Origin of the sequence: Methylomicrobium lacus LW14 (assembly GCF_000527095.1) — a bacterium.
In the GTDB taxonomy this organism is placed as follows: domain Bacteria; phylum Pseudomonadota; class Gammaproteobacteria; order Methylococcales; family Methylomonadaceae; genus Methylomicrobium; species Methylomicrobium lacus.
In genome coordinates this window covers 1275095-1296274 of the sequence record NZ_AZUN01000001.1, presented here as the reverse complement: position 1 = coordinate 1296274, position 21180 = coordinate 1275095, and the positions used below count along the sequence as shown (strand labels likewise).

Genomic DNA, 21180 nt, shown 5'->3' with positions numbered 1-21180 from the left:
CAAAATATTGTTTTTATTAGAAAATTTTACAATGCGCCCTGAAAAAATACCGGTTTTATTTTGCATGGGTACTTACTGTCGGGTAAAGTTTTTTCAATTTTATCCGCGCATCCTCATTAGTAAATCGCCATTGCATGGGTCTTGCGATAGCATTTCGTTGTTCTTGCCATGCGGCGACTTCCTTTTTTAAAGTCTCTTGGTCTGGAATGCGCCGCTCCAAACATTGCCGGGACAAAATGCTCAATTCTATTTCTGCCATATTCAACCAGCTACCGTGCTTGGGGGTGTAGTGTATGTCCAGTTTGTCCAAAATTCTCCGCACTTCCTCGGGTGCAAAAGCCTTATAGAGCGATGCACCGGTGTGGGTATTTAAGTTGTCCATCACCAGGGTAATGCGCTTGGCGTGAGGGTGGATAACATCAACCAAGTTGCGTATTTGATGCGCCCAGTCCACGGCGGTCCTTTGATCTGTCACCACGACTTGCCGCTTGCCTGCTAACGGCTCAAAGAACATAAACAGATTACTGACGCCATTGCGCTCATATTCCGTATCGTACTTTTCGACCGAGCCCGGTTTGGCCGGTAGCGGTTGGCGTGTCTCTTTAATATGCTGTTTGCTGCTTTCATCCATACAGACCAGTGGATGGTCTTCATCGTAGGAACGCTTGTAAACATCCAGCACATCTTCCATCGCACAGACAAATTCCGCACTCCCTTGGGCGGGTATGCACCACTCTTTGTTTTGCCAGGGTTTCAGTTCATTTTTTTTAACGTCTGCCGAATCGTTTCATGCGATACGCTTTCCACGTAGCCCAGTTCCACCATACGTTGCCCCAACAAGCGTAATGTCCAACGGCTATAGCCATCCGGCGCATCACTGCAAGCTAATGCCACTAAATGGGCTTCGTTTTCACCATCAATCACACGGTTTCTAACCCGGCTCGGTTTCGCTCGTTCTAAGGCCAACTCTAATCCTTCTTGAACCAAGCGCTGCCTGACCCGTTCCACGGTTCGCGTTGAGATGCCAAAGGCCTCACTGATTTGGCTATCCTGCCATTGATCACCCCATGCACTACTATCGGCCTTGAGCAATATTTCAGCATGAAGCCTTTTGTGGGCTGCCACTTTTCCTTTATGCACCAAGCTTTCCAAATAACTACGCTCTTCTTCGGTTAGCCGCACTCTGTATTTCTTCGCCAATTGTCCAGCTCCATTTACATTGAAACTGAATATATTGGGGCCTACCAGCCGACATAACAACAATGAATGAGTACTACGGCCCTGGTCAATATGGGCAATGCGCCGTCGTTTTCGGATAATTTGGTGCAAGTGGAAGCGCTGCAATGATAAGCAGGGCAGCTTGCCGATTCTGCTGCCAAAGGCATTAGCTTTGGCGGCTCCTTCTCTTTAAAGAGAAGCCTGACAAACGCTGGAGACGTCAAAACGGTTAAGCTGCTGACACCTGTTGACGGTAACACCATTTATTTTGAGCAACTTGGGAGCCCGAAGCAAATCATCGGCACCTCCGGTCCTGGTCTCACGATGAAGCGGGTGGATCTTGATCAAGTTCCACAGGGCGCTAAAGACTGTCTTGCCAGTGTGAGGCACGGACCCCCAGTTCTCTAAGTGCGAGCATCCCAACACTTAATCAAAGGGGATGCAACGCTAAACTTTTTGCAGGCATGTAGGCATGTAGGCATGTAGATACCGTCTTAAAAGTCAAGCCGGAGATCCATAATCAGGTTGATAAGGTTGGCGTGTTTTAAGAACACCGAAGCACAAATGGACCAATTTCCGCATAACAGCCCCGAGGGCAGACATTTTGGTTTTCCCCCGTTCTTGCAAACGCTGGTAAAGGGCTTTGAGGTGCGGATTATGTTGGGTAGCGACAATGGCGGCCATATACAAAACCGCACGAATACGTGCAGGTCCGGCTTTGGATAAGCGAGGGCGACCCAGTAGAGAGGTACCGGACTGCCGCTCAACGGGCACCAAGCCAAGATAGGCTGCCAATTGCTCGGCCGATTGAAATTCATGATTGTGCATGACGGACAGTAAATGATTACCTACTTACGGCCCAACCGCCGGAATGCTAATGAGCAAATCCCGATCGTCTTTGAGGTTGGGATGTTTGTTGATGTGATCGTCAATGTCCTGCTGGAGCTTGGCGAGTTGTTTTTCCAGAAAGTCAATCGAATCTTCGATGGATTGGCGGATTAGCAGCGGAGTGTCGGTGGCGTCGGCTTTTTCCAGACGATTGCGCTCGCGTTGCAAATCCTGAGCAATTGCTTCACGGCGTGACAACAGGGCTTGAAGGGTGCGAGCTTCCTGGGCGGGTGGCGTCCAGGGTTTGGGTTTGAGCAAGGCGCCGTAACGGGCTAATACAAAGCTGTCGACGCCGTCGGTTTTCGTGCGCACACCGAGACTACGGCCGAAATCCTTGACTTGCGCAGGGTTGACAATGGACACCGCCGCGCCCGCATCGGATAAAGCCAATGCGGCCTGTTCGTGATACACACCGGTACCCTCCATAATGGCATGGAGTTCGTGGACAGGCGCCTGCTGTTTAATACACCAGGCTAATAGATCGGCAATCCCGGTTTTAGAATTGGCGACCACCTTGGTGCGACGCTTGTTGCTGGCAACATCCAGCAACAGACAGCAATCGAGTTTGGCTTTAGAGACATCAATGCCAATGAAAAACATAGTAAAACCTAATTAATGGATACATATAAAAACCACCAACTGAGCCCACTTGCCTTGTACATACAGGGTCTACGCCCTTGGCTACCGTTCAGTGTCCAGGTTGGCATCAGAAGCGAGACAGAAGGCTTTATCTACGCGGCAAGGTTGATCCTTAAGGCTGGGCACAAGCTGCTTCTATCTCTTGTCAGGGTAGCTAACCATGACATGGAATAAGATACAAGGTCGGGCACGCTTTTTGTGCCCGACATGTCGAAATAAAACCACGGTTTGCTTCGTTTTTCTCCTTTCAGTTCTCCCATAGAGCGGCCAATTGTCTGTATCTCGAATGATGCGCTTCCTGACGTCGGCAGCATCCTATGCGATGCATCTTATGGCCTTGCCTGCTCCAGTTCATCCGATGCGGTGAGCAGCAAATCGTATTGCACGGCCTCGTTCTTTTCGCCTTGTCATAGCTGAGTTAAATAATATCGATTCGAAAACTTTCGTGATTTGAGCGATAATAGGTGCTTATTTATATAAGAGTATCTGTAAGAGGCCTAATGAATGAAATATAAAAGTTGCAATGAGTTTTTGACCCATGTTGATCAACTCAACCCGGGACAGCCCGAATTTTTGCAGGCCGTGACTGAGGTAATGGAGAGTCTGTGGCCTTTCATTGCACGCTACCCCAAATACGCCGAAAACGGTCTTCTGGACCGGCTTGTCGAACCCGAGCGCATCATCATGTTCCGCGTCTCGTGGGTGGATGATCACGGCAAGGTACAAGTCAACCGCGGCTACCGGGTTCAACACAGCATGGCGATCGGCCCGTATAAAGGCGGTTTGCGTTTTCATCCTTCGGTTAACCTGTCCTACTGAAATTCCTCGCGTTCGAGCAGACTTTCAAAAACGCGCTGACCACGTTGCCGATGGGCGGCGGCAAGGGCGGCTCCGACTTCGATCCCAAGGGCAAGAGTCCCGGCGAAGTGATGCGCTTCTGCCAGGCGTTCATGACCGAACTGTACCGCCACGTCGGCGCCGATACCGATGTGCCCGCCGGGGACATCGGTGTCGGCGGACGCGAAGTCGGGTTTCTGACCGGTATGATGAAAAAACTCAGCAATCGGGCCGACTGCGTATTTACCGGCAAGGGCCTGAGCTTCGGCGGCTCCCTGATCCGGCCTGAAGCGACCGGTTATGGCACCGTTTATTTCGCCGAGGAAATGCTCAAGCGGAAGGGGCTCTCATTCGAGGGTCTGCGCGTCAGCGTATCGGGCTCGGGCAATGTGGCCCAGTATGCGGTGGAAAAGGCGATGGAACTGGGCGCCAAGGTCGTCACCGTATCCGATTCCAGCGGTACTATCGTGGACAACGATGGTTTTACCGCTGAAAAACTGGCCGAGCTGATGGAAGTGAAAAACCATCTCTATGGCCGCGTCAGCGATTACGCCGAACGCACGGGCAGCGAGTTCCACGCCGGCGTCAAGCCCTGGAATGTGCCCGTGGACGTGGCGCTGCCTTGCGCGACGCAAAACGAACTGGACGCGGTGGACGCGGCCATGCTGATCAAGCAGGGCGTGAAATGCGTGGCGGAAGGCGCCAATATGCCGACCACCATCGAAGCGGTTAAATTGTTCGAGGCCCACAACGTGCTCTATGCGCCGGGCAAGGCAAGCAACGCCGGCGGCGTGGCCACTTCCGGTCTGGAAATGAGCCAAAACGCGATGCGTATTTCATGGACTCGCGAAGAAGTCGATCAACGCCTGCAAGAAATCATGCGCGGCATTCACCATGCCTGTGTGCAATACGGCGAGCGCGAAGACGGTAGCTTCAGCTATGTCGACGGCGCCAATGTGGCCGGCTTTGTGAAAGTAGCCGACGCCATGCAGGCGCAGGGCATTCTGTAAAGCGCAAGCAGTACTCATCCGGTGCATTCGAGAATCGTAATGCGCCGGATGATCGAGCGGCCTCATGCGGCGCAATACGACAATTGCTTATTGTGCGCCTTATGAATTACGCCTTGTTGCCATAAGCTGTATTCGCCACGGCTGTCGCGGGACAACGGAATTCCGGATGCGCGAAGCCTGTGTGTAAAGCAGGATTTGATCGCCCGCCAGCGTCCCGAATAATCTGTGTCGCCAACGGGCAATGTCCAGATGGCGTGCAGATGATCCGGCAGGATCACGATCGCGTCGATGGTAAAGGGGCCGTTCCGCCCGCACCGAGCGAAATGCGTCCCGTAACAGGCCAACATGGCGAACCAGTTTATCCGAAGACCGGTCGCGCAAAGTCACCGTAAAGAAATACGTCCCGCCCGCGACCCGATTGCGTCGATAATGCACCATGCCGTTTCAAGAAATAAAATCGTAGCCCGTGTGAAGCAACGCGGAATACGGGAGATCGAAGCCGCAAACAGCCATAACCGATTCCACACCCCGTTGAAGTCGCATCATTGGCAAGCGGATAGGTCATGATGCCGATTGATAGGAATCCGACATTCTAAACCTCGATGCAGTTTATTGAACATCCGAATTTGATGCCTTCGAATTCCGGATTCCGCAAGCTCCATCCAGGCTTCTCTAAAGCGGCCCTTGTTGTCAAGTCCCCGTGCCTATATTTTTATCAGTTTTTCGTTCCTCGGAAATTTCGATCAGTTCATGTTTAAAGACAAAAAGTTTTCAGGCTTCTCTCCGCGGTCAATGCCGCACGATGTAATCGGAGGGTTGGCCTCAATCTACTGTGACGGATTGTATCCAAGCCCGGAACGAGGTCCAACCTTCCGAAACCTTTTATCTTTAAAAATGCCGCTCCTTTCCTAACCTTTCGAATGCAGTTAAGGCGTTGAATCTAAGTCATTTTGAACAACACTTTCGGTTTTTCGCACTAAACCCGTTGCCAGTCGAATGTCTCTCCGGTGATCCATAAGCGGTGCAGGATGACCGCCAATTTCCGCGCCACCGCCACCCGCGCCTTGCCGATGCCTTTTTGTGCCTGTAACCGCTCACCCCAACGTTTCAAGGCGCAATCTCGCCGCGTATGGCTCAAGAGACTATGCGCCGCCTCCACCAGCAGCCAGCGAAGTAAACCGTCGCCTTCCTTGGTAATCCGCCCTCGGTAATCGATGTCGCCGGATTGATAGACGCTCGGGACTAAGCCGAGATACGCGCCGACTTGGTCGCTGCGTTGAAAACGTTCAGGATCGTCGATGGTGGCCAGGTAAGCCGCCGCCGTCAATGGCCCGACGCCTGGCACGCTCATCAATCGCCGGCAAACGCTGTCTTGCCGGATCCGCACCTTGATCTCTTTGCGTAACACTTCCGCCGCATCGATCGACTGTCGCCACAGATTCAATAATGGCGTTAAAGCGCCCGCCAAGGCAGGTTCGCGCGCCTCGACCACGGCCTGGACTTTCATCTCGAACTCCCGCTCCGCCACCTTCCCTAACTTGATCCCATGCGCCCGCAACAAGCCTCGGATGCGGGCATTGAGTGCATTCGCCGTCTCGACTAGCCCCGCCCGCGCCGCCAGCCAAGTACGCAACTCCCGTGCCGCTCCGGATTTACGGTGCACCGCCGTATACCAACCCGTGCGTGCCATATTCGCGAGGTCGCGAGCGTTCACGCGATCGGTCTTCTTCTTGGTACAGACTACCGCCTTGGCGCGCCTCGCATCAATGATCACCGCTTCGTGACCTAACCTTTCCAACACCTGCACCACCCATTCCGCCAAGGGCGACGCCTCCACGACGCACTTCATCGCCTCCTCACCGCCAAGGCAGATACGGAAACCATCCGCATCGGTCGGTATCTCTTCTTCCCGCACAATGGCGCCAGTTCCATCCATCAGGCAAATAGCGCTTGCTTTGCTTGCTAAATCAATGCCACAGTAGTTCATCTCAGCCTCCGGTTATTTTGGGGCTTCCTTTGCGGATGCCCCGTGTTTGTTTAATCAACTTTCGGAGGCTGACACTTTTTATTCAAACTGTCCACCCGTTCCGGTGCAGGATGGCTGCGGGCCGCTTTATTACATCTACTCGCTGAACAACGCGCGCTTGCAACGTTGGGGGCTATGGGTGCCATCAGATTTTGCGACAACTTGAGTCGTCAGGTTCAACCGCCGGATGCGGAAAACCGCATGTCCGGTGGTTTGGGAGGGGTAACGGGCGCAATCCCGTTACCTCCACCCGATCAATTGATCCGTCGTACGGACGTAAACATTATGCCCGATCTGCCCGGCTTATCCACGCTATTACATCATTCCATGAATATACGCATACAAAAGCTCGGCTTACAGATTCAGCAAGTCCGAAAACAAGTCCAGCGGGATGCCATTTCCCACCGACATTCTTGAGCAACATCGAACCCGAATGTCCTGGGTGTGGCCAATCGGGTGAGTTAGCTTCTATTTGCAAATAATAAAAACCATCAAAACCGTAACGATTACGGCTATTGTCTAACTGAAAATCAATAGGGTGTGGGGTCTGTTCTGGCATCGACAACATTACATGCTCGGAACCGCTGAAATACTCAAAAATACCACCGTCGCTTAAACTAACAACGGGGCCACTGATGGAGCCCACAGAAGAAATTATCCATGCATCATTAGGATTAAAACCAGATATATCGATGACAGCCGCATCCATCCAATTTCCAGTAGGTTGGAGCTTTGATATTTTATTAATTCTTCCTGGGTAAATGGTGTAATCATAGATAGCGTTCACTGATGGATTTATGGGGTCATTCACATGGTCCCTATTATGATCAGCAGCGACATGGGCATTAGTATAGATAAAGCCATTGTTGTCTAAAATTGCACACGTCCCATTTATGCCGACGGAATCAATATAGAAATTTTCGCCGCCTCTAACTCCGAGCAAGGTAAACTTTACTTTTCCTATAGAAACGACATCGATAGGTATAGTCCCTTGGAGCGGTTTGCCGCCCACTGCGATAGCTTTGACCTCATTAGGGAGCAGATTGTAATCGTCGAGATCGGAAGATAATAGTTTTTCGCCAACATAAACTTTAATGGATAATTGATCTGTCACTTGACCTTCTTTTTCTTTCCAACCTAGCGTCACAAATCGTGCATTTTCTTTGCTTAAAAATAGAGGGGCATGGGCTCGGGCAGTCCTCATTAGAGTAGCTAAAGATAGCTTAGATTGTTTTTTTGCCATAAGCGTTAAATAATGAGACGTTGCCGTTCCTTGGCAACAGTTTGTTGGTTTTTTAAATCAACGGAGATAATATAGAACATTATTTTGCTTTTCCACTTGGTGGAATAGGGTTTGGGTTTTTGTTGTTGTCCGTTGGGTTATCATCTATAGTTGCACCATCATTATTAATTGCAGTTTTAATTTTAGGTACTTCAAGCATTTGGTTATTAAATACCTCATTGGTAATCAACGGAACTAGTTTCAATTCCCCAGTTGTTCCGATAAAAACTATGTCAAATATTTGAAACTTTCCAGTCTGTCCGGCATTTTTCACTTGAGCTCCTAAAAGCCCTGCTTTCATTGCTTCTCCAAGAGCGGTACCGGCTGTATCAAAAAGTTTCATGGCAATTGCATCATCTTCGAGGTCAGTATCGATTTTAATTGTATTGTCACAGCCATCGCCACCAAACTCCAATTTAGTCTTATTTTTGGCTAGAACTGCGCCAATTTTAATGCCCCAAAGATTTGCAGGGTCTTTGACGCATATGATGTTTACTGTATCATTAGAAACAACTAACAATGGTTTTTTCATATAGTAAGGAAATCCCTCATATTCTGTGGAACCGACGGGAATTTTTTTGGCGGAGACATAAGCGCAGCCCTGGAGGTTTAAAAATAAAATGGTAGTGAAAACTAGAGCAGATAACACGCGAAATTTATTATTCATATTTTTACCTAAAAGTTCATTATAATTTTATTTGGTCTGTTTAGTATGCTTCTTATGCCAGACATTTTCTATATTTAAATATGGCAATGTGTTTGTGGTTAGCTCGCTCCTATAAAATTCCGCTATCGAGAAATATAAAAATCAATAATCCAAAGGCGTCAAAGGCGCTATCAAACCACCCGCCAAAATACGCTCAATCGCATCCCGAATATGCTCTTGGCTATTGTCAAAACTCCCATGACTGCTGTTAATGCGTTGCGTCCCTGTATAAACCTGTTTGTCTTTCAGGACAGCCAATGCCCCTTGCGGCGTTGTTGCATAAAATTTCCGCCATTCCCTGACATCCTGCTGGATAGAGGCATCCTTATTCCATAATTCCTCGATCGGCTCATTGGACGCGAAGGCTTTCTCCATGCCCAGAAGCGGGGTCTTGTGGACGCGTTCCAGGGCGCGGCTGACCAGGTAGAGGAGGGACTTGCGGTAAGGGCCTACGGTGTCGTCCAATTCCAGGCTGTCAGAAAGCGTGTGAATTTTGAATTGGGCGCTGGCCAGATTGCCATTATCCAAGGCGGTCCGGTAATGGCGGAGAGCAAAAGCCAAGTCGCAGGCCGGGGCGAACAGGGTGCAGCTTGCCGTATTGAGTTGCCGATTCGCGAGCTCGCTGAGAAGCCGTCCGGTCACGAAAGAGCCGGCCGAGTGGCCGATCATGTGCACTTCCAGCTTGCCGCCGGAGTCATCGGCCAGATCATTGATTTGTTTTCCTAGCGCGCTTAACCCGCCTCCCGTGTCTGCCGAACGCTCCACATTCTCCTTCATCTCCGACCACAAACCGCGCGCGGCGATATACCGGCAAGCCGATTCCAACGCGCGGTCGCTGGCTTCGATGAAGGCATCGCCAAGGCCTTGCTGCGGAAGACCTGCCGCTCCGAATATGCCTTTTAATGCGTCTTCGAGCATGTTCGCCAGAATCTCGCTCCAGCCGCTTTTCCAGGTAACGAATAGAGGATAAATTCCATTATTTTGGAAATTAGGGCCTAGCACTCTAATGCGCTGGATGGAGTCTGCTTCCGAGTTTAGCCTCCCATGGGCATAGATCGCCATCCGCCATTTGCCGTCACCCGCCTGCTTTTTGAACCATTTCAGCGGCTGCTCGTAGCCTAAATATTTGACCGCATCGACGGCATCTTCCAATTGCGGCAGCCGGTTGATAATCAGGACGTTATTGCCCGTGACCAAGGTGTGCTGGTAGGCTTTGTCCGTCTTCCAGACATCGGTGCGTTTGGCCAGTGAATTGGAGGCACGGCCAAGCCTTAGAATGGAAATAGCGGCGGGAAGATTGCCGCGACAAAGGAGGCCTGCGCGGGTGGGTTTTTGGGTTTCAGTATGCAGCACTGGCGCCCCTCATCGATACGGCCCTGGCATCACTGCCATATTTACCCCAACCCTCGTAGGTGAGGACGGCTAAACCAAAGCCGGTGCAAGCGCCTTCTGCATTTTGGTCAAGAATCATCTCGTTCTTCAGGTATGCGGGCAATAATTCGCCGATCGCTTGTTCGCTGGGATACACCGGCGGAAGATTGCCTAAGGGCGCTTGGTAAACGAGATCGCGCAAATCCAGACGATCCGGCCGCGCATCCAGTACCAGCTTATTTTTACCAAAAGTTGTGGTTTTTGTCGGCATCGCAGAGTTCCGTAAACCCAATCCCCAACATCCCGAACGGTGTTAGCTTGATTTAGCCTTAGTTTACTGACTCTGTTGTTTTAAATTGTGAGCAAAGTGTGATGGTTTTGTTAGCATTAGCCGAAAGTTTCTCAATTGCCTCGGCTCTCGGCGGTGTGAAGAAATGTACGATGCGTTTCCTTCGTCAGTTCCATCACCCTAAAAAGAACTGTTGACGAAAAATATGATCGGGGTATCGTGTAAATTTACCCTTCACCTATATGATTGGGTTGGCGGATCTATGACCTCGAAAAAAGTAAACATCACAGAAGCCGAATTATCCCAAGCCTGCGATTATATTGCCCAACAGCTCGCTGCCCATAGTTGGTGGCCTACTGAGCAACCGGGCGAAGCCAAACGGGAATTCGATTTAATGAAAGGCAGCGCGACCGCGTTGAATGTCTGGTGCGAGAGATGGCTGGATGCCGGGCAATGTAAAAAGCTGGAAAAAGCGCTGCGGGCCTGAGTTTTCAAAAATTTAAAATAGTGTTCACAAGGGGTTCGCACCAAGCAACACCGAAATTTTAAATTAGGGGAACTCTGAACAAGTTGATGCTGTTCATGGTTCGACAAGCTCAGGACGAACGGAATCAACAGCTTACCGTTCGTCCTGAGCCTGTCGAAGGACTTAATCACAGCACCCTTAGACGGACATACCCTAATGTCTCGGCATGTTTCTCTCTTATTATTAGGATGTAACTCTATGAAAAATAAAATTTTTATTGTCTTGTTGTTGCTGACTGGCGGTACTTCCGCCTTGGCCGATGTGATCGGCTCCGTCGATACCGAATTTAAACTCATTGGCCCCGATAATAAAATCGTCATTGAAGCATTTGACGATCCGGAGGTGAATGGGGTGACCTGTTATATCAGTCGCGCAAAAACCGGGGGAGTTTCCGGGGCCGTCGGCGTCGCGGAAGATACTTCCGATGCTTCCTTGTCCTGCCATCAAACCGGACCGGTGAATCTTGATCCGAAAATTAAAACAGGCGACCGCGATGGCGAGGATGTCTTTAAAAAACGCACCTCACTGGTTTTCAAGTCGATGCAGGTGGTCAGGTTCTATGATAAAAATCACAACACTTTGGTTTACATGGTCTATAGCGACCGAGTCTTAAAAGGCTCGCCGAAAAACAGTATTTCCGCCGTGCCGATCCAGTCTTGGCGTTAAGTGAATTGCGGCGGCAGCCGGAAGCTTAATGGGATGCGCGAGGCGTTGCGGTAGCGGGGGAGGGCGGGAATTGTCGTTACGTAAGCGGTACTCATCTGCGCCTGCTATCGAGTTTTTCGCCTGGAGTCAATTCGTTAGTTGACGGGAGGATGGCAAGGCATGATGTTATGTTGGATGCCGTCTGAGTATAGTTCCCTTGTGCATTTAGGACATGGTCACAAATAACTTCCCGATAAAATTTTCCGTTCGTGCTGAGCTTGTCGAAGGATGGACGGAAAATTCCCGGCTCATGCTGTCACCCGTTCGTGCTGAGTTCGTCGAAGCATGAACGGGTGACAGCATTTAGGAAAGTTATTTTTGACGGAATCCTTAGGGACAATGTCTTTGCTTAACGCTTGCAGCCGCAGCTGTTTTTAGAGGTTAGAAGAAAAGAGCTGGGTCTATGTGACTGGATCGATTCTTCAAGATGGGCTCAGGCTCTTCTGTCGCCGTTCTCCTGTCAATACCTCAGTCACGATACCTGCCGCCGCGGCTTTGCCGATTTTACTCCCGGCGTTTAATGACAAAGTCGCTCATCGGCATCAGACTTAATGCGGGGGTTTTATCAGCAGACTTGCTGCGCCCGCCATCATTGCCGGTTGCTATGCAGTGGTTACGAAAAACCGTAAGCTCTTTATTCGCGATTTCTTTGCTGCTGAATGGCCCAAAGTTGCCTTCCCGGGCAGAAAAGAACCATTCGGTTCTTCCTGTTTTCGGGTTAAGCTGATTATAAATTCTTTCAGATCTAAACACTTGAATTCCCCATTGTCTGGAAATAGATCAAACTATGAACAAACAAAGCCGCCCAACAAGGCAGTTTGTTGTAAAACGCAACCTATGCAACTAAGGCTGAAAAACAGATCTGTTTTTTGCCTAATTCCTTATGGAAAGTTGCATTGAATTAATTATAGGATGCTGACAAATATAGCAGAATATTCTCTTCAAAATTACTCTTTAAAAATCGTAGCCGATGGGAAGCATAGTTATGTATGGGGTGGCTTTCCTTGGATAACTCAATCCAGGAGTAAGCAATTAAAAAATTAGCCATATTTGTCCTACCATGCAATCACTTCATCTAACACCTTCGCCGTTTCTTTGTGGTTATGGTTTAACAGTGCATGCTTGATACAAGGGGCAAATGCTGATAGCTCAAAATTTGGGTAACGGTATGTGGTGTTCGCACCTGCTAAACTAAACGGCATCTCCCAACCCGGTGACGGATAATGAAAGACTCCCATTCAACTAAAGCAATCCTCTATGCCTTTGTCGCCAATCTTGGCATTGCCGCCGCGAAGTCTGGAGCGGCTGTCTGGACCGGCTCGGGTTCTTTGCTGGCCGAAGCGATACACTCTTTTGCCGATTGCGGCAATCAGGTGCTGTTGCTGGTCGGCATGAGGCGCTCGGAAAAAGAGGCGACGCGTAAACATCCGATGGGATTCGGACGCGAATCCTATATCTGGTCCATGATGGTGGCGATCATCCTGTTTTCGGTCGGCGGACTGTTTTCGATTTATGAAGGCTGGTCGCGCTATACCAATCCGCATGAGGTCGAAAACGGAGGGATCGCCTTGTTCATTCTGCTGATTGCGATTGGCCTGGAAACTTTTTCCCTGAAAGGCGCCTTGGCGGCGATGGCGGCGGAAAAAGGCGAGCGTTCATTGTGGCAATGGTTTCTGGAAACGCACTCGTCCGAACTGATGGTGGTGACAGGGGAAGATATAGCGGCGCTCGCAGGGCTGGTCATCGCCCTAGTGATGCTGGGCCTGACGATGATCACCGGCAACACCGCCTATGACGCGGCCGGTTCGATGCTGATCGGCTTGTTACTGGTTGTGGTCGCAGGCGTCGTCGGCAGGGAAGTACATTCCCTGCTGATCGGCGAAGCGGTCGAAGAGGTTCAGGATAACGTTGAACAGTATCTCAACAATCAATCCTGTGTGCGGCGAGTGCTCAATCTATGGGCGATCAATCACGGCAATGCGGTTATGCTGACCATTAAAGCCGAACTCAGTCCCAACATGATTGTCAGTGAGGCGGTTCAACAAATCAACCGCATGGAACAAGAGATCAAGCAAAATCATTCCCGTGTCCGTTGGATATTTTTTGAGATTGATGATGCGGATTAAGGTGGTGTATTTCCGCTGGTCGCAGGCATTCGTGAAGTCTGGAATACCGTTTATTATTTTCCAGCACCCTGTTTCTTATAAATTCAAAGTGAGCGGCCTCAATCAGGCAGAGAGGCAATGCGGGAAAGGGGATTAGGCTATGAGCCGATTTTTAATCGATCGGATCGAACCGACGGCGGCTCCGTCCGGTCTCATCAAACACGCAAATTGGCTTGAGATTGCAGCGGTAAAGTATCCTCGTTCAGGCCAGCCACGCGTCTAGCTTCGGGCTGTTTTTCTGGATGAGGCGGTAGGATTGGCCTCTTTCTATAAGGGCGACACGACTATTGATTGGAGGGGAAGTCAGATGAAATCAAGTGTTGGAAGATGGGCTGTATTTGTTCTGCTGTAAGCGTTCAACCGTACCGCCTATAAAATAATTTTCGTCTGTTGCATCCTGTCCTTTTTTTGTCAGGAGTTTTGGCATGGCTATCACAGCGAAATGGCGTCAGCATATTGAAGCGTGGCAACGTAGCGGGCTATCACAAGCCGCGTATTGCGCCGAGCGGCAACTCAATGTCCGTACCTTCACGGCGCGTTTGAGCGACTATCGCAAATTGCCCCAGCCAGAGTCGGCAGCCTTAATACCGGTGCATGTTCAGCCGTCTGCGCCTGCCGCGATTGTCTTCACGCATGCCCAAGGTCACCGCCTGGAGTTGTCCGCTACCGTATCAGCGCGCTGGGTGGCTGAGTTGTTGCGATGCCTGGCTTGATTGCGAGTCCGGCACAGATCTGGCTGGCGGTGGCGCCGGTCGATATGCGGCGCGGCCTGGATGGCTTAACCGCAATCGTCCAGCAAAGCCTGGGGCACCCGCCTGGCTGCGGATCGGCCTTTATCTTCCGCAACCGTGCCGGCAACCGCTTGCGCCTGTTGCTGTGGGACGGCAATGGGGTTTGGCTGTGCCAGCGGCGGTTGCATCGAGGCAGTTTTGTTTGGCCCAAAGCCTCTGATCCGGTCTTTGCGCTCAGTCAGGCCCAGTGGCAGTGGCTTGTGGCTGGTGTCGATTGGCAACGGCTATCGGCACAACCGTCAACAGAATGGCGGGTGTAAGGTACGGTATTGAAACCTAGTAAAATCAAGGCGTTCAGTGGGTTTATGCAGTATAATAACGGCCATGAATCCCCTCGCCAAACTCGATCAGTTGAACCTGGAGCCTTCGGCAAAAACCGAAGTAGCCGCATTGATTCAAGCGCTGATCGAGCAGGCTGAGCGGGATGCCAAAGCCATTCAGAGCAAAGACGTCAAAATCGCCGCGCTGACCCACGAGTTGGCGTATTACAAGCGCATCCGTTTCAGCACCAAGAGCGAAGCCTTGGCCCCGCTGCAGCGGGATGTGTTCGAGGAAACCTGGAACACGGATATTTCGGCCATCGACGCGGAAGTCGAGCAACTGCAAGATGCCAGTCCTTGTACCACGGTGGTCCGCCCCAAACGCCTGCGCGCCGGCCGGCAACCGTTACCGTCTCACTTGCCGCGCATCGAACACCGCCACGAACCCGAATCCTGCACCTGCGGGCACTGCGGCCGGGAGTTGGTCAAGATCGGCGAAGATGTGACCGAGCAACTGGATGTCGAGCCGGCGAAGTTCTTCGTCCATCGCCATATCCGCCCGCAATATGCCTGCCGGAGCTGCGAGACCGTGACGGCGGCGTCGATTCCGCCGGCGGTGATCGATGGCGGTCTGGCGGCGGTCGGCTTGTTGAGCTGGGTGATGATCAGCAAATTCCAGGACCATCTGCCGCTCTACCGCTTGGAGCAGATCGCCGCCCGCGACGGCGTGATCTTGTCCCGTTCCACCCTGGCCGACTGGGTCGGACGTCTCGGCGTCGCCTTGGAACCTTTGGCGGATCGCCTGGCCTGGCATCTTCAACAACGGTCGAGTCTTCATGCCGATGAAACGCCGGTGCCGCAACTGGATCCCGGCAACGGCAAAACCAAGAAAGCCTATTTGTGGGCGTATCGCAGCAATGACCTACAACCGGGGCCCAAGATCCTCGTCTTCGACTATCAAGCCGGTCGCAGCGGCCGGCATGCCGGGCAGTTTCTAGGCGATTGGCAAGGCCATCTCGTGGTCGACGACTACGCCGGCTATAAAGCCTTGTTTGCGGCCGCCCGCGCCCATCCCGAAACTCGACTTCGGCTTGAGCCATGTATCGAACTGGCGTGTTGGGCGCATGCGCGGCGGAAATTCTTCGACCTGTTCCAGGCCAGCCAGAGCCCGATTGCGCAAGAAGCCTTACAGCGCATCGCGGTGCTGTATGCGATTGAAGCCGAAGGCCAAAGCCTGAGTTCAGCGGAACGCCAACGCCTGCGTGCCGAGAAAAGCCGGCCGGCACTGGCCGGCCTGCACGACTGGCTGCAACGCACCCGAACCCACGCCGCGCCCAATACCGCGACCGCTAAAGCCATCGACTACAGCTTGAAACGCTGGATCGCTCTCACACGCTATGCTGAAACCGGCGATCTGCCAATCGACAACAACCCGATTGAAAACAGCATCCGACCTATCGCTTTGGGTAAAAAGAACTGGCTCTTTGCCGGCTCGGAACGCGCCGGAAAACGCGCGGCTGTGATTCAAACCTTGCTCGGCACGGCCAAGCTCAACGGCCTCGATCCTTTGGCCTGGCTAAAAGACACCCTCGAAAAACTGCCTACCTGGCCTAACAGCCGTATCGACGAACTACTGCCTTTCGGCAAATCACATTAAATCACGCCCCCATCAACCTCGCTATGTGGTAGGGTTGGACGCTTACGTTCTGCTGAGTATTCTTACGGTCGGTTGCTCGAGCATACGTGCGAGGACTGATATTCTTGACGATAAGGGATGGACGATCTATCCCGGCGTTCAGCAAGATGTACAAGAAATGGGGAAGCTGGCAAGAGGCGAGCCTCTGAAATCTTCCGGCGACGAACGTTCGAAACAAGGTTGGATCAAGGGAATGATAGCCACCCTCCTTGTGTTAGACCTGCCTTTCTCTACCGTTTTCGATACGGTCGTAGCGCCCTATGATCTGTATCGCATTTACAATCCGCAGGAATTCGAAGACGTCTGCGTATCGCCGTGCCCCAAGTCGGATCAGACGGAGGAAGAGTAGATGCCAGCGTGCAAGTCAGGCTTTGATTGCATAGATGGATTGATAAAAGTTTGGCGTGTTTTTGGAGCTCAGGATTTGCTCAAAAATAACTTCCCGAAACGCTCCTACGGAAAAGCCCGATAATTCCAACGAGGAAGATGTTTATCAAAAACGATCCTGATGTTTTCGAGGAAATCCGTAGCACATTTTTTCCCGGTCTCATAAACGCCCGCCAACACCTCCACCGTGACCTTCAGTCCGGTGGACGTTCTTGCCTGTTCCATGAACTGCTTGGCAATGGCGAGCGAATGAAAGACGATGCCTTGGCAGGCGCGGGTGATGTGCGGAAACAGGCGATGTTCAATCGGATTATGTTTTGAGCAATACGGCGGATAATGCGCAATGCGAATTTCCAGCCCCAATTGGGTCGCCAGCGCCTGCAACGCTTCCTTGAACACATGGCGATTGGCAGCATTACTGCCGCCGCCATCGCAGAGGATGAGCAACCTGCGCGCTTCGGGATAGTGCCGGTTGCCGTGCCGTTGCCACCATTGGGCAATGCTGGCACAGCACAATTCGCTGGTATCGTGGCTGGTGTTGAGGTGTATCGTGCCTTCGTTCCGCGCTAAATCATAGAGCCCATGCGGGATCAATTTTCCGTTGCCGACGCTAGGAAAATCATGGTCCAGGGTGTCGACCGGCACCTGCGTGTAGGTGTAACCGTCGCGGGCGAAATCGCCCAGCAGTTCTTTCTTTTTGGTATCGATGCTGAGCACCGGATCGCCTGCGCTCAGATACGCGTCTTTGAGCCGGGCGATGTTTTCGAACTGGGCATTGCGGTCAGGGTGAGCCCCCAACGCCTTTTTCTTGCGCGCTTTACGCCGACCTAATTTGTGTTTTTTCAACAGTTTGCGCACCGTGTTCGGGCTGACCGGCGTCGCTTTCGCGCCCAAACGCCGACTGATTTCGCCACACGACAGATTCGTCCACAAGACGCCTTCGCGCATCGGGTCGCCGGCGGTGAAGTCCGCCAACAGGTCGAGAAAGTGAGTCTCCAACTGCGCCGATTGCTCAAGCGCCGTTTTCCGGCCCCCACCTTTTTTTTCGGACCCGATCCGCTGCCGGGTCATCGGTCGCGTCGAGTTCCAACTGGCCCCGGCGGATGGTCTTGGGGTCCAGGGCAAATAGTCGGGCGATATAATCAATGCCGCCATGCCCCAGCTTGGCGGCTTCTATGCCGGCATAGCGGCGCCTATCTTTCTCGGATAGGCTCGCAAAAAGGCGTTGCATTTTGACTTCTATTGCAGGCTCGTAACCAATCATGTCCTGTTGGGATTTGCGTTGTCGATGGCGTGTTATTATCCGCTAATTCACTTTCATTTAGGGAAGTTGTTTTTGACGAAATCCTCACAGGCTCGGCCCGCTTCAGAGTCGGCGGCTTCAATGCATTATTCTATAACGCCTCGAAGCCGCCCATGGAGATTTAAATGAACTACTTACAGATACTCTTCATATCATGGACGATCAGCCTAAACGCCTGTTCCAGTGTGTATTACAACGGCCTGGAAAAAATAGGAATCCCCAAGCGGGAAGTGATGGTCTATCGGGTTGAAAAGGCGCGCGATACCCAGCAGGAAACGAAAGAACAATTCAAATCTGCATTGGAACAGTTTACCGCTGTCACCCATTTCAAGGGCGGTGATCTGGAGGCGATTTATAACAAGCTGAACCGCGAGTATGAGGCCAGTGTTGATAAAGCGGATGAGGTCAAGCAACGGATCAGGGATATCGAGGACGTATCGGAGGCTTTATTTAGTGAATGGGAAAATGAAATAACCCAATACAGCAATGCTTCTCTCAAGCGCAGCAGTCAAAATAAGCTCAACGAAACAAAAATCCAATATCAACAATTGATTAGGGTCATGAAGGGCGCCGAATCAAAAATCAATCCTATTCTGGTGGTTTTCAAAGATCAAGTGATGTTTATGAAGCATAATCTTAACGCCCAAGCCATTGCCTCTCTGAAAACTGAATTGGGCTCAATAAAAACTGATGTTTCAAACCTGATTGCTGCTATGGAAAAGTCCATTAATGAAGCCAATGCCTTTATCAAAACGATGGGAAAGTAATCCCCCCCATTTTTTGATACCGTGACTTGAAGCGCTCTCAACTCACTTTTTTAGATTCAATGGGGAGTAGTGCCGCCTAATAGTTGGTTCAAAAAGGTTACCCTATTTATATATGTGAACCTTCTCATGATATCTTGACCATTCGCTGAGGCGCTGATCCAGCCTTTGGCCTTGATGGTAGCTTTTCTAGGCACCAGCTTGTTCTTGGGTATTTTCGGTTGGGATAGGATAAAGCGTATTTCCGAGAAGTTGACACCGTCAATAGATATGCCTTTTTCAGTTGCTATTTCCTCAAGCCGATTCGTCCACATGCGCATAAATTCTGACTGGCCCCCAGCATCCAAATCTAAAAATAGCTTCTTTCCTTTGATGAGCTTCCAATGACCGGTATAAACATAGGTTTGTGGCGATTCCACTTCGGTAAGCGTAAAGGTTCCATCGTCATTGAATATCATCGTCGAATCGTTCGCGCCTGACCTGGAACCGAGCCGTCTGACCGTCATTTTTGCCTTGCTGTAGGTGCTCCACAAGGTGCCAAAAAGAGCGTTGGCACCAATTTTCACGGAAGTTCCGTTGTCGTGCCGTACGAGCATCACGCCAGTTGCTGGGTCGAAAGTCCAGCCTGGCTGCGCCAAGTCCGAGCGTTGGCTGAGCAGTTGGGCGCCAACCAACACGCTGGATGGCACAAAGGCAACCCGTAATACTTCGGTCGATGCGGCGTCCGCGGTGACATAGTCGACACCCGCGGGACTGTAGGAAACCGATTTCACTATCGACGACGAACCGGTGATATGCGTTTCGCCGGTTGGCGCCCATTCGGGAATAGCATGCAGACCTGTCATAAAGTGGCGAATGTAGTCGCCGTACCCATCCGTGAACCACTGGTTATTCACGGTTGGGCCGTCAATGACGATGCCGTTAGACCTTGCCATATAGGTAGCCCAGTTGAAGGCCCGGTAGGCTTTCTCCTTGGCAACCATATCGCCCGTTCGCGCATAAAGCATGGCGTTGATGGACGCGTATCGGGAGGTATGACTGCCCATCACATGCGGGAATGCATTCTGCTCCTTGATGGCGTTGGCCCCATATTGAGGGGCTGCGAAGTTTTTCTCGACCCATGCAATCAGCCCTCGGACATGCGTTTCCCAGTTCGGGTCGTTTTCTGGATGTTCCATGAGGTAACGGGCCAGCATCATCGGATTCAGTTGGTTGATGTTGCCGAGATCTGTTTGAATCGGGACGTCTTCGAAATAGTTGGCCCAGACGTTGTTTTGCATGGGAAAGGTCATCATCCAGGTCCACACGCTCTGGCGCGCATTCCGATAATCGGCCGTATTACCCAATTTCAGCCGAATCAGTTCGTCGAAAAGCTCAATCGAACTGACCACATGAGCGCAGTAATCCTCCCTGATTTGTCCGGTTTGGGCATGGACGCGAAACGGCCATGGCGACTGACTGGAATTACCGGTCCGTACCTTGCTTGCTAGTACATCGGCCGCATGAATGGCGGCATCCAGATACCGAGAATTCCCGCTGAATTTATACAGCAGTAACCAGCCATAACCCAGTTCACCAATTTTGTCCGGTTCGAGGTAATAGCGGCCGTCACCACTCCCTGAGTCATCACCGTAGGTGGCCCCTTGATAGACCAGAGAGCCGGCATCGCCGCTGGCGTAGGGTACACCGCCCCAAACCCATGCGGATGGAGTCATGCCATTATCCAAGTGATGAGTGGCCAATTCCTCAACCTTCTGCATGACTGCAATATCACCGGAATACGCATAGTATTTCAACGCCGATTCTATCAGCATGGCGTATAGTCCGGCCGGATTGTGCGGCCAGTTCGCCACCTGTTGGGTATCTGGTGACAGATAACTTTGGCTAAAGTAGGCGGAGACACCAGTAGCGGGATCATTGGGGACCCGGTTAAGGAAGTAGTCCCAGGCATTAGCGACAACCTCACCATAGCCGGCTGTAGGATTGGGCATCCACGGTATAATCTGATTGTTACTATCCAAGACGATAGCGTGATCGTTCAACGTATCGGCTTTTGCTACTCCCGCAGAATTTAACCCGGGGAGGAGAAATTGAAGTATCCCAAGTATTACGGCGGCACTCCATACCCGGCTCAGGCGTCGCAACCATATCTGACCTCCGGATAGCAGCTTCGTGCGGTGTGGATTCGCTAACGTGCAATCGGAATTGTTCATAACCGCTCCTTATTGTCTAATTTCGTTGCGATAACTTGTTAAGTGATATGTTATGTTTCGCACGGTCCTGTGGATGAATATTTGCCGGTTGGCGGCGAGGTGCG

21 protein-coding genes and 1 pseudogene are annotated in these 21180 nt (G+C 51.4%); 10 read left to right on the top strand and 12 right to left on the bottom strand.

Features of this window, described 5'->3' with window-relative positions; genetic code table 11:
* Positions 1-55: 55 nt before the first annotated feature.
* Together METLA_RS22525 and METLA_RS20655 are read right to left on the bottom strand one after the other, a co-directional pair.
* A protein-coding gene (locus METLA_RS22525; protein ID WP_152539394.1) for an IS630 family transposase occupies positions 56-1200 on the bottom strand; the annotation gives its coding sequence in 2 pieces (ribosomal slippage) (positions 56-771 and positions 771-1200; 1146 coding nt in all).
* Between the two features lie 519 nt (positions 1201-1719).
* Positions 1720-2706 (bottom strand): annotated as a pseudogene (locus tag METLA_RS20655) (IS110 family RNA-guided transposase).
* Positions 2707-3249: 543 nt separating this feature from the next.
* On the opposite strand from METLA_RS20655, the gene METLA_RS23930 reads away from it, so the two are divergent.
* Together METLA_RS23930 and gdhA are read left to right on the top strand one after the other, a co-directional pair.
* Entirely contained in the window at positions 3250-3564 is a 315-nt protein-coding gene (locus METLA_RS23930) for a Glu/Leu/Phe/Val dehydrogenase dimerization domain-containing protein (protein ID WP_425411742.1), read from the top strand.
* 50 nt (positions 3565-3614) lie between these two features.
* A complete protein-coding gene (gene gdhA, locus METLA_RS20650) occupies positions 3615-4592 on the top strand; it encodes an NADP-specific glutamate dehydrogenase (RefSeq protein ID WP_425411756.1) in 978 nt (325 codons plus the stop codon).
* 62 nt (positions 4593-4654) lie between these two features.
* Here gdhA and METLA_RS20645 read toward each other — a convergent pair whose 3' ends face one another.
* The 6 genes from METLA_RS20645 to METLA_RS0105750 form a co-directional block, all read right to left on the bottom strand.
* Positions 4655-4939: a hypothetical protein gene (locus METLA_RS20645; RefSeq protein ID WP_051459752.1), complete on the bottom strand. Its 285-nt coding sequence runs from the start codon at positions 4937-4939 to the stop codon at positions 4655-4657.
* A gap of 629 nt (positions 4940-5568) precedes the next feature.
* Positions 5569-6579 (bottom strand): IS110 family RNA-guided transposase, encoded by a 1011-nt coding sequence (locus tag METLA_RS0105770; RefSeq protein WP_024297644.1) that lies wholly within the window; start codon positions 6577-6579, stop codon positions 5569-5571.
* Between the two features lie 322 nt (positions 6580-6901).
* Positions 6902-7861, bottom strand: coding sequence for a hypothetical protein (locus METLA_RS0105765; RefSeq protein WP_152539393.1), 960 nt, complete (start codon positions 7859-7861; stop codon positions 6902-6904).
* A gap of 79 nt (positions 7862-7940) precedes the next feature.
* Positions 7941-8567 carry a hypothetical protein gene (locus METLA_RS0105760; protein WP_024297642.1) on the bottom strand — a complete coding sequence of 209 codons (627 nt, stop codon included), beginning with the start codon at positions 8565-8567 and terminating at the stop codon, positions 7941-7943.
* Between the two features lie 141 nt (positions 8568-8708).
* A complete protein-coding gene (locus METLA_RS0105755) occupies positions 8709-9959 on the bottom strand; it encodes an alpha/beta hydrolase family protein (protein ID WP_024297641.1) in 1251 nt (416 codons plus the stop codon).
* Positions 9946-10248 carry a hypothetical protein gene (locus METLA_RS0105750; RefSeq protein ID WP_024297640.1) on the bottom strand — a complete coding sequence of 101 codons (303 nt, stop codon included), beginning with the start codon at positions 10246-10248 and terminating at the stop codon, positions 9946-9948. The genes METLA_RS0105755 and METLA_RS0105750 overlap by 14 nt, the downstream gene beginning before the upstream one ends.
* A 280-nt stretch (positions 10249-10528) precedes the next feature.
* Here METLA_RS0105750 and METLA_RS0105745 point away from each other — a divergent pair, with 280 nt between their 5' ends.
* A complete protein-coding gene (locus METLA_RS0105745; protein ID WP_024297639.1) occupies positions 10529-10753 on the top strand; it encodes a hypothetical protein in 225 nt (74 codons plus the stop codon).
* Positions 10754-10948: 195 nt separating this feature from the next.
* The gene (locus METLA_RS0105740) at positions 10949-11458 is read left to right on the top strand and encodes a CreA family protein (RefSeq protein WP_245598739.1); all 510 of its coding nucleotides are present in this window, start codon (positions 10949-10951) and stop codon (positions 11456-11458) included.
* Between the two features lie 543 nt (positions 11459-12001).
* Here the strand turns inward: METLA_RS0105740 and METLA_RS22520 are convergent.
* On the bottom strand, positions 12002-12250 hold the full coding sequence (locus METLA_RS22520; RefSeq protein WP_152539392.1) for a hypothetical protein: 249 nt from the start codon (positions 12248-12250) through the stop codon (positions 12002-12004).
* A gap of 470 nt (positions 12251-12720) precedes the next feature.
* Here METLA_RS22520 and METLA_RS0105735 point away from each other — a divergent pair, with 470 nt between their 5' ends.
* The 5 genes from METLA_RS0105735 (at position 12721) to METLA_RS23700 (ending at position 16758) form a co-directional block, all read left to right on the top strand.
* Positions 12721-13623 carry a cation diffusion facilitator family transporter gene (locus tag METLA_RS0105735; RefSeq protein WP_024297637.1) on the top strand — a complete coding sequence of 301 codons (903 nt, stop codon included), beginning with the start codon at positions 12721-12723 and terminating at the stop codon, positions 13621-13623.
* 464 nt (positions 13624-14087) lie between these two features.
* Positions 14088-14375 carry an IS66 family insertion sequence element accessory protein TnpA gene (tnpA, locus tag METLA_RS21825; RefSeq protein ID WP_024297133.1) on the top strand — a complete coding sequence of 96 codons (288 nt, stop codon included), beginning with the start codon at positions 14088-14090 and terminating at the stop codon, positions 14373-14375.
* A complete protein-coding gene (gene tnpB / locus METLA_RS0105725; protein ID WP_024296659.1) occupies positions 14363-14713 on the top strand; it encodes an IS66 family insertion sequence element accessory protein TnpB in 351 nt (116 codons plus the stop codon). The genes tnpA and tnpB overlap by 13 nt, the downstream gene beginning before the upstream one ends.
* Positions 14714-14777: 64 nt before the next feature.
* Positions 14778-16370 (top strand): IS66 family transposase, encoded by a 1593-nt coding sequence (gene tnpC, locus METLA_RS0105720; protein WP_024297502.1) that lies wholly within the window; start codon positions 14778-14780, stop codon positions 16368-16370.
* Between the two features lie 25 nt (positions 16371-16395).
* Positions 16396-16758, top strand: coding sequence for a YceK/YidQ family lipoprotein (locus METLA_RS23700; protein ID WP_024297636.1), 363 nt, complete (start codon positions 16396-16398; stop codon positions 16756-16758).
* A gap of 104 nt (positions 16759-16862) precedes the next feature.
* Here the strand turns inward: METLA_RS23700 and METLA_RS0105710 are convergent, their stop codons facing one another.
* Positions 16863-17867: an ISAzo13 family transposase gene (locus METLA_RS0105710; RefSeq protein ID WP_198408442.1), complete on the bottom strand. Its 1005-nt coding sequence runs from the start codon at positions 17865-17867 to the stop codon at positions 16863-16865.
* The gene (locus METLA_RS23165) at positions 17809-18060 is read right to left on the bottom strand and encodes a hypothetical protein (RefSeq protein WP_029646383.1); all 252 of its coding nucleotides are present in this window, start codon (positions 18058-18060) and stop codon (positions 17809-17811) included. The genes METLA_RS0105710 and METLA_RS23165 overlap by 59 nt, the downstream gene beginning before the upstream one ends.
* 164 nt (positions 18061-18224) lie before the next feature.
* On the opposite strand from METLA_RS23165, the gene METLA_RS0105700 reads away from it, so the two are divergent.
* A complete protein-coding gene (locus METLA_RS0105700; RefSeq protein WP_024297635.1) occupies positions 18225-18866 on the top strand; it encodes a DUF2959 domain-containing protein in 642 nt (213 codons plus the stop codon).
* A gap of 56 nt (positions 18867-18922) precedes the next feature.
* Here the strand turns inward: METLA_RS0105700 and METLA_RS21340 are convergent, their stop codons facing one another.
* The gene (locus METLA_RS21340) at positions 18923-21076 is read right to left on the bottom strand and encodes a hypothetical protein (RefSeq protein ID WP_024297634.1); all 2154 of its coding nucleotides are present in this window, start codon (positions 21074-21076) and stop codon (positions 18923-18925) included.
* Positions 21077-21180 lie beyond the last annotated feature (104 nt).

What these genes read in the sequence shown, in the direction of transcription:
- METLA_RS23930 (WP_425411742.1), top strand. Translation starts at nt 3,250, where the DNA reads ATGAAATATAAAAGTTGCAATGAGTTTTTGACCCATGTTGATCAACTC.
- gdhA (WP_425411756.1), top strand. Translation starts at nt 3,615, where the DNA reads ATGGGCGGCGGCAAGGGCGGCTCCGACTTCGATCCCAAGGGCAAGAGT.
- METLA_RS20645 (WP_051459752.1), bottom strand. Translation starts at nt 4,939, where the DNA reads ATGTTGGCCTGTTACGGGACGCATTTCGCTCGGTGCGGGCGGAACGGC.
- METLA_RS0105770 (WP_024297644.1), bottom strand. Translation starts at nt 6,579, where the DNA reads ATGAACTACTGTGGCATTGATTTAGCAAGCAAAGCAAGCGCTATTTGC.
- METLA_RS0105765 (WP_152539393.1), bottom strand. Translation starts at nt 7,861, where the DNA reads ATGGCAAAAAAACAATCTAAGCTATCTTTAGCTACTCTAATGAGGACT.
- METLA_RS0105760 (WP_024297642.1), bottom strand. Translation starts at nt 8,567, where the DNA reads ATGAATAATAAATTTCGCGTGTTATCTGCTCTAGTTTTCACTACCATT.
- METLA_RS0105750 (WP_024297640.1), bottom strand. Translation starts at nt 10,248, where the DNA reads ATGCCGACAAAAACCACAACTTTTGGTAAAAATAAGCTGGTACTGGAT.
- METLA_RS0105745 (WP_024297639.1), top strand. Translation starts at nt 10,529, where the DNA reads ATGACCTCGAAAAAAGTAAACATCACAGAAGCCGAATTATCCCAAGCC.
- METLA_RS0105740 (WP_245598739.1), top strand. Translation starts at nt 10,949, where the DNA reads ATGTCTCGGCATGTTTCTCTCTTATTATTAGGATGTAACTCTATGAAA.
- METLA_RS0105735 (WP_024297637.1), top strand. Translation starts at nt 12,721, where the DNA reads ATGAAAGACTCCCATTCAACTAAAGCAATCCTCTATGCCTTTGTCGCC.
- tnpA (WP_024297133.1), top strand. Translation starts at nt 14,088, where the DNA reads ATGGCTATCACAGCGAAATGGCGTCAGCATATTGAAGCGTGGCAACGT.
- tnpB (WP_024296659.1), top strand. Translation starts at nt 14,363, where the DNA reads ATGCCTGGCTTGATTGCGAGTCCGGCACAGATCTGGCTGGCGGTGGCG.
- tnpC (WP_024297502.1), top strand. Translation starts at nt 14,778, where the DNA reads ATGAATCCCCTCGCCAAACTCGATCAGTTGAACCTGGAGCCTTCGGCA.
- METLA_RS0105710 (WP_198408442.1), bottom strand. Translation starts at nt 17,867, where the DNA reads ATGACCCGGCAGCGGATCGGGTCCGAAAAAAAAGGTGGGGGCCGGAAA.
- METLA_RS23165 (WP_029646383.1), bottom strand. Translation starts at nt 18,060, where the DNA reads ATGATTGGTTACGAGCCTGCAATAGAAGTCAAAATGCAACGCCTTTTT.
- METLA_RS0105700 (WP_024297635.1), top strand. Translation starts at nt 18,225, where the DNA reads ATGAACTACTTACAGATACTCTTCATATCATGGACGATCAGCCTAAAC.
- METLA_RS21340 (WP_024297634.1), bottom strand. Translation starts at nt 21,076, where the DNA reads ATGAACAATTCCGATTGCACGTTAGCGAATCCACACCGCACGAAGCTG.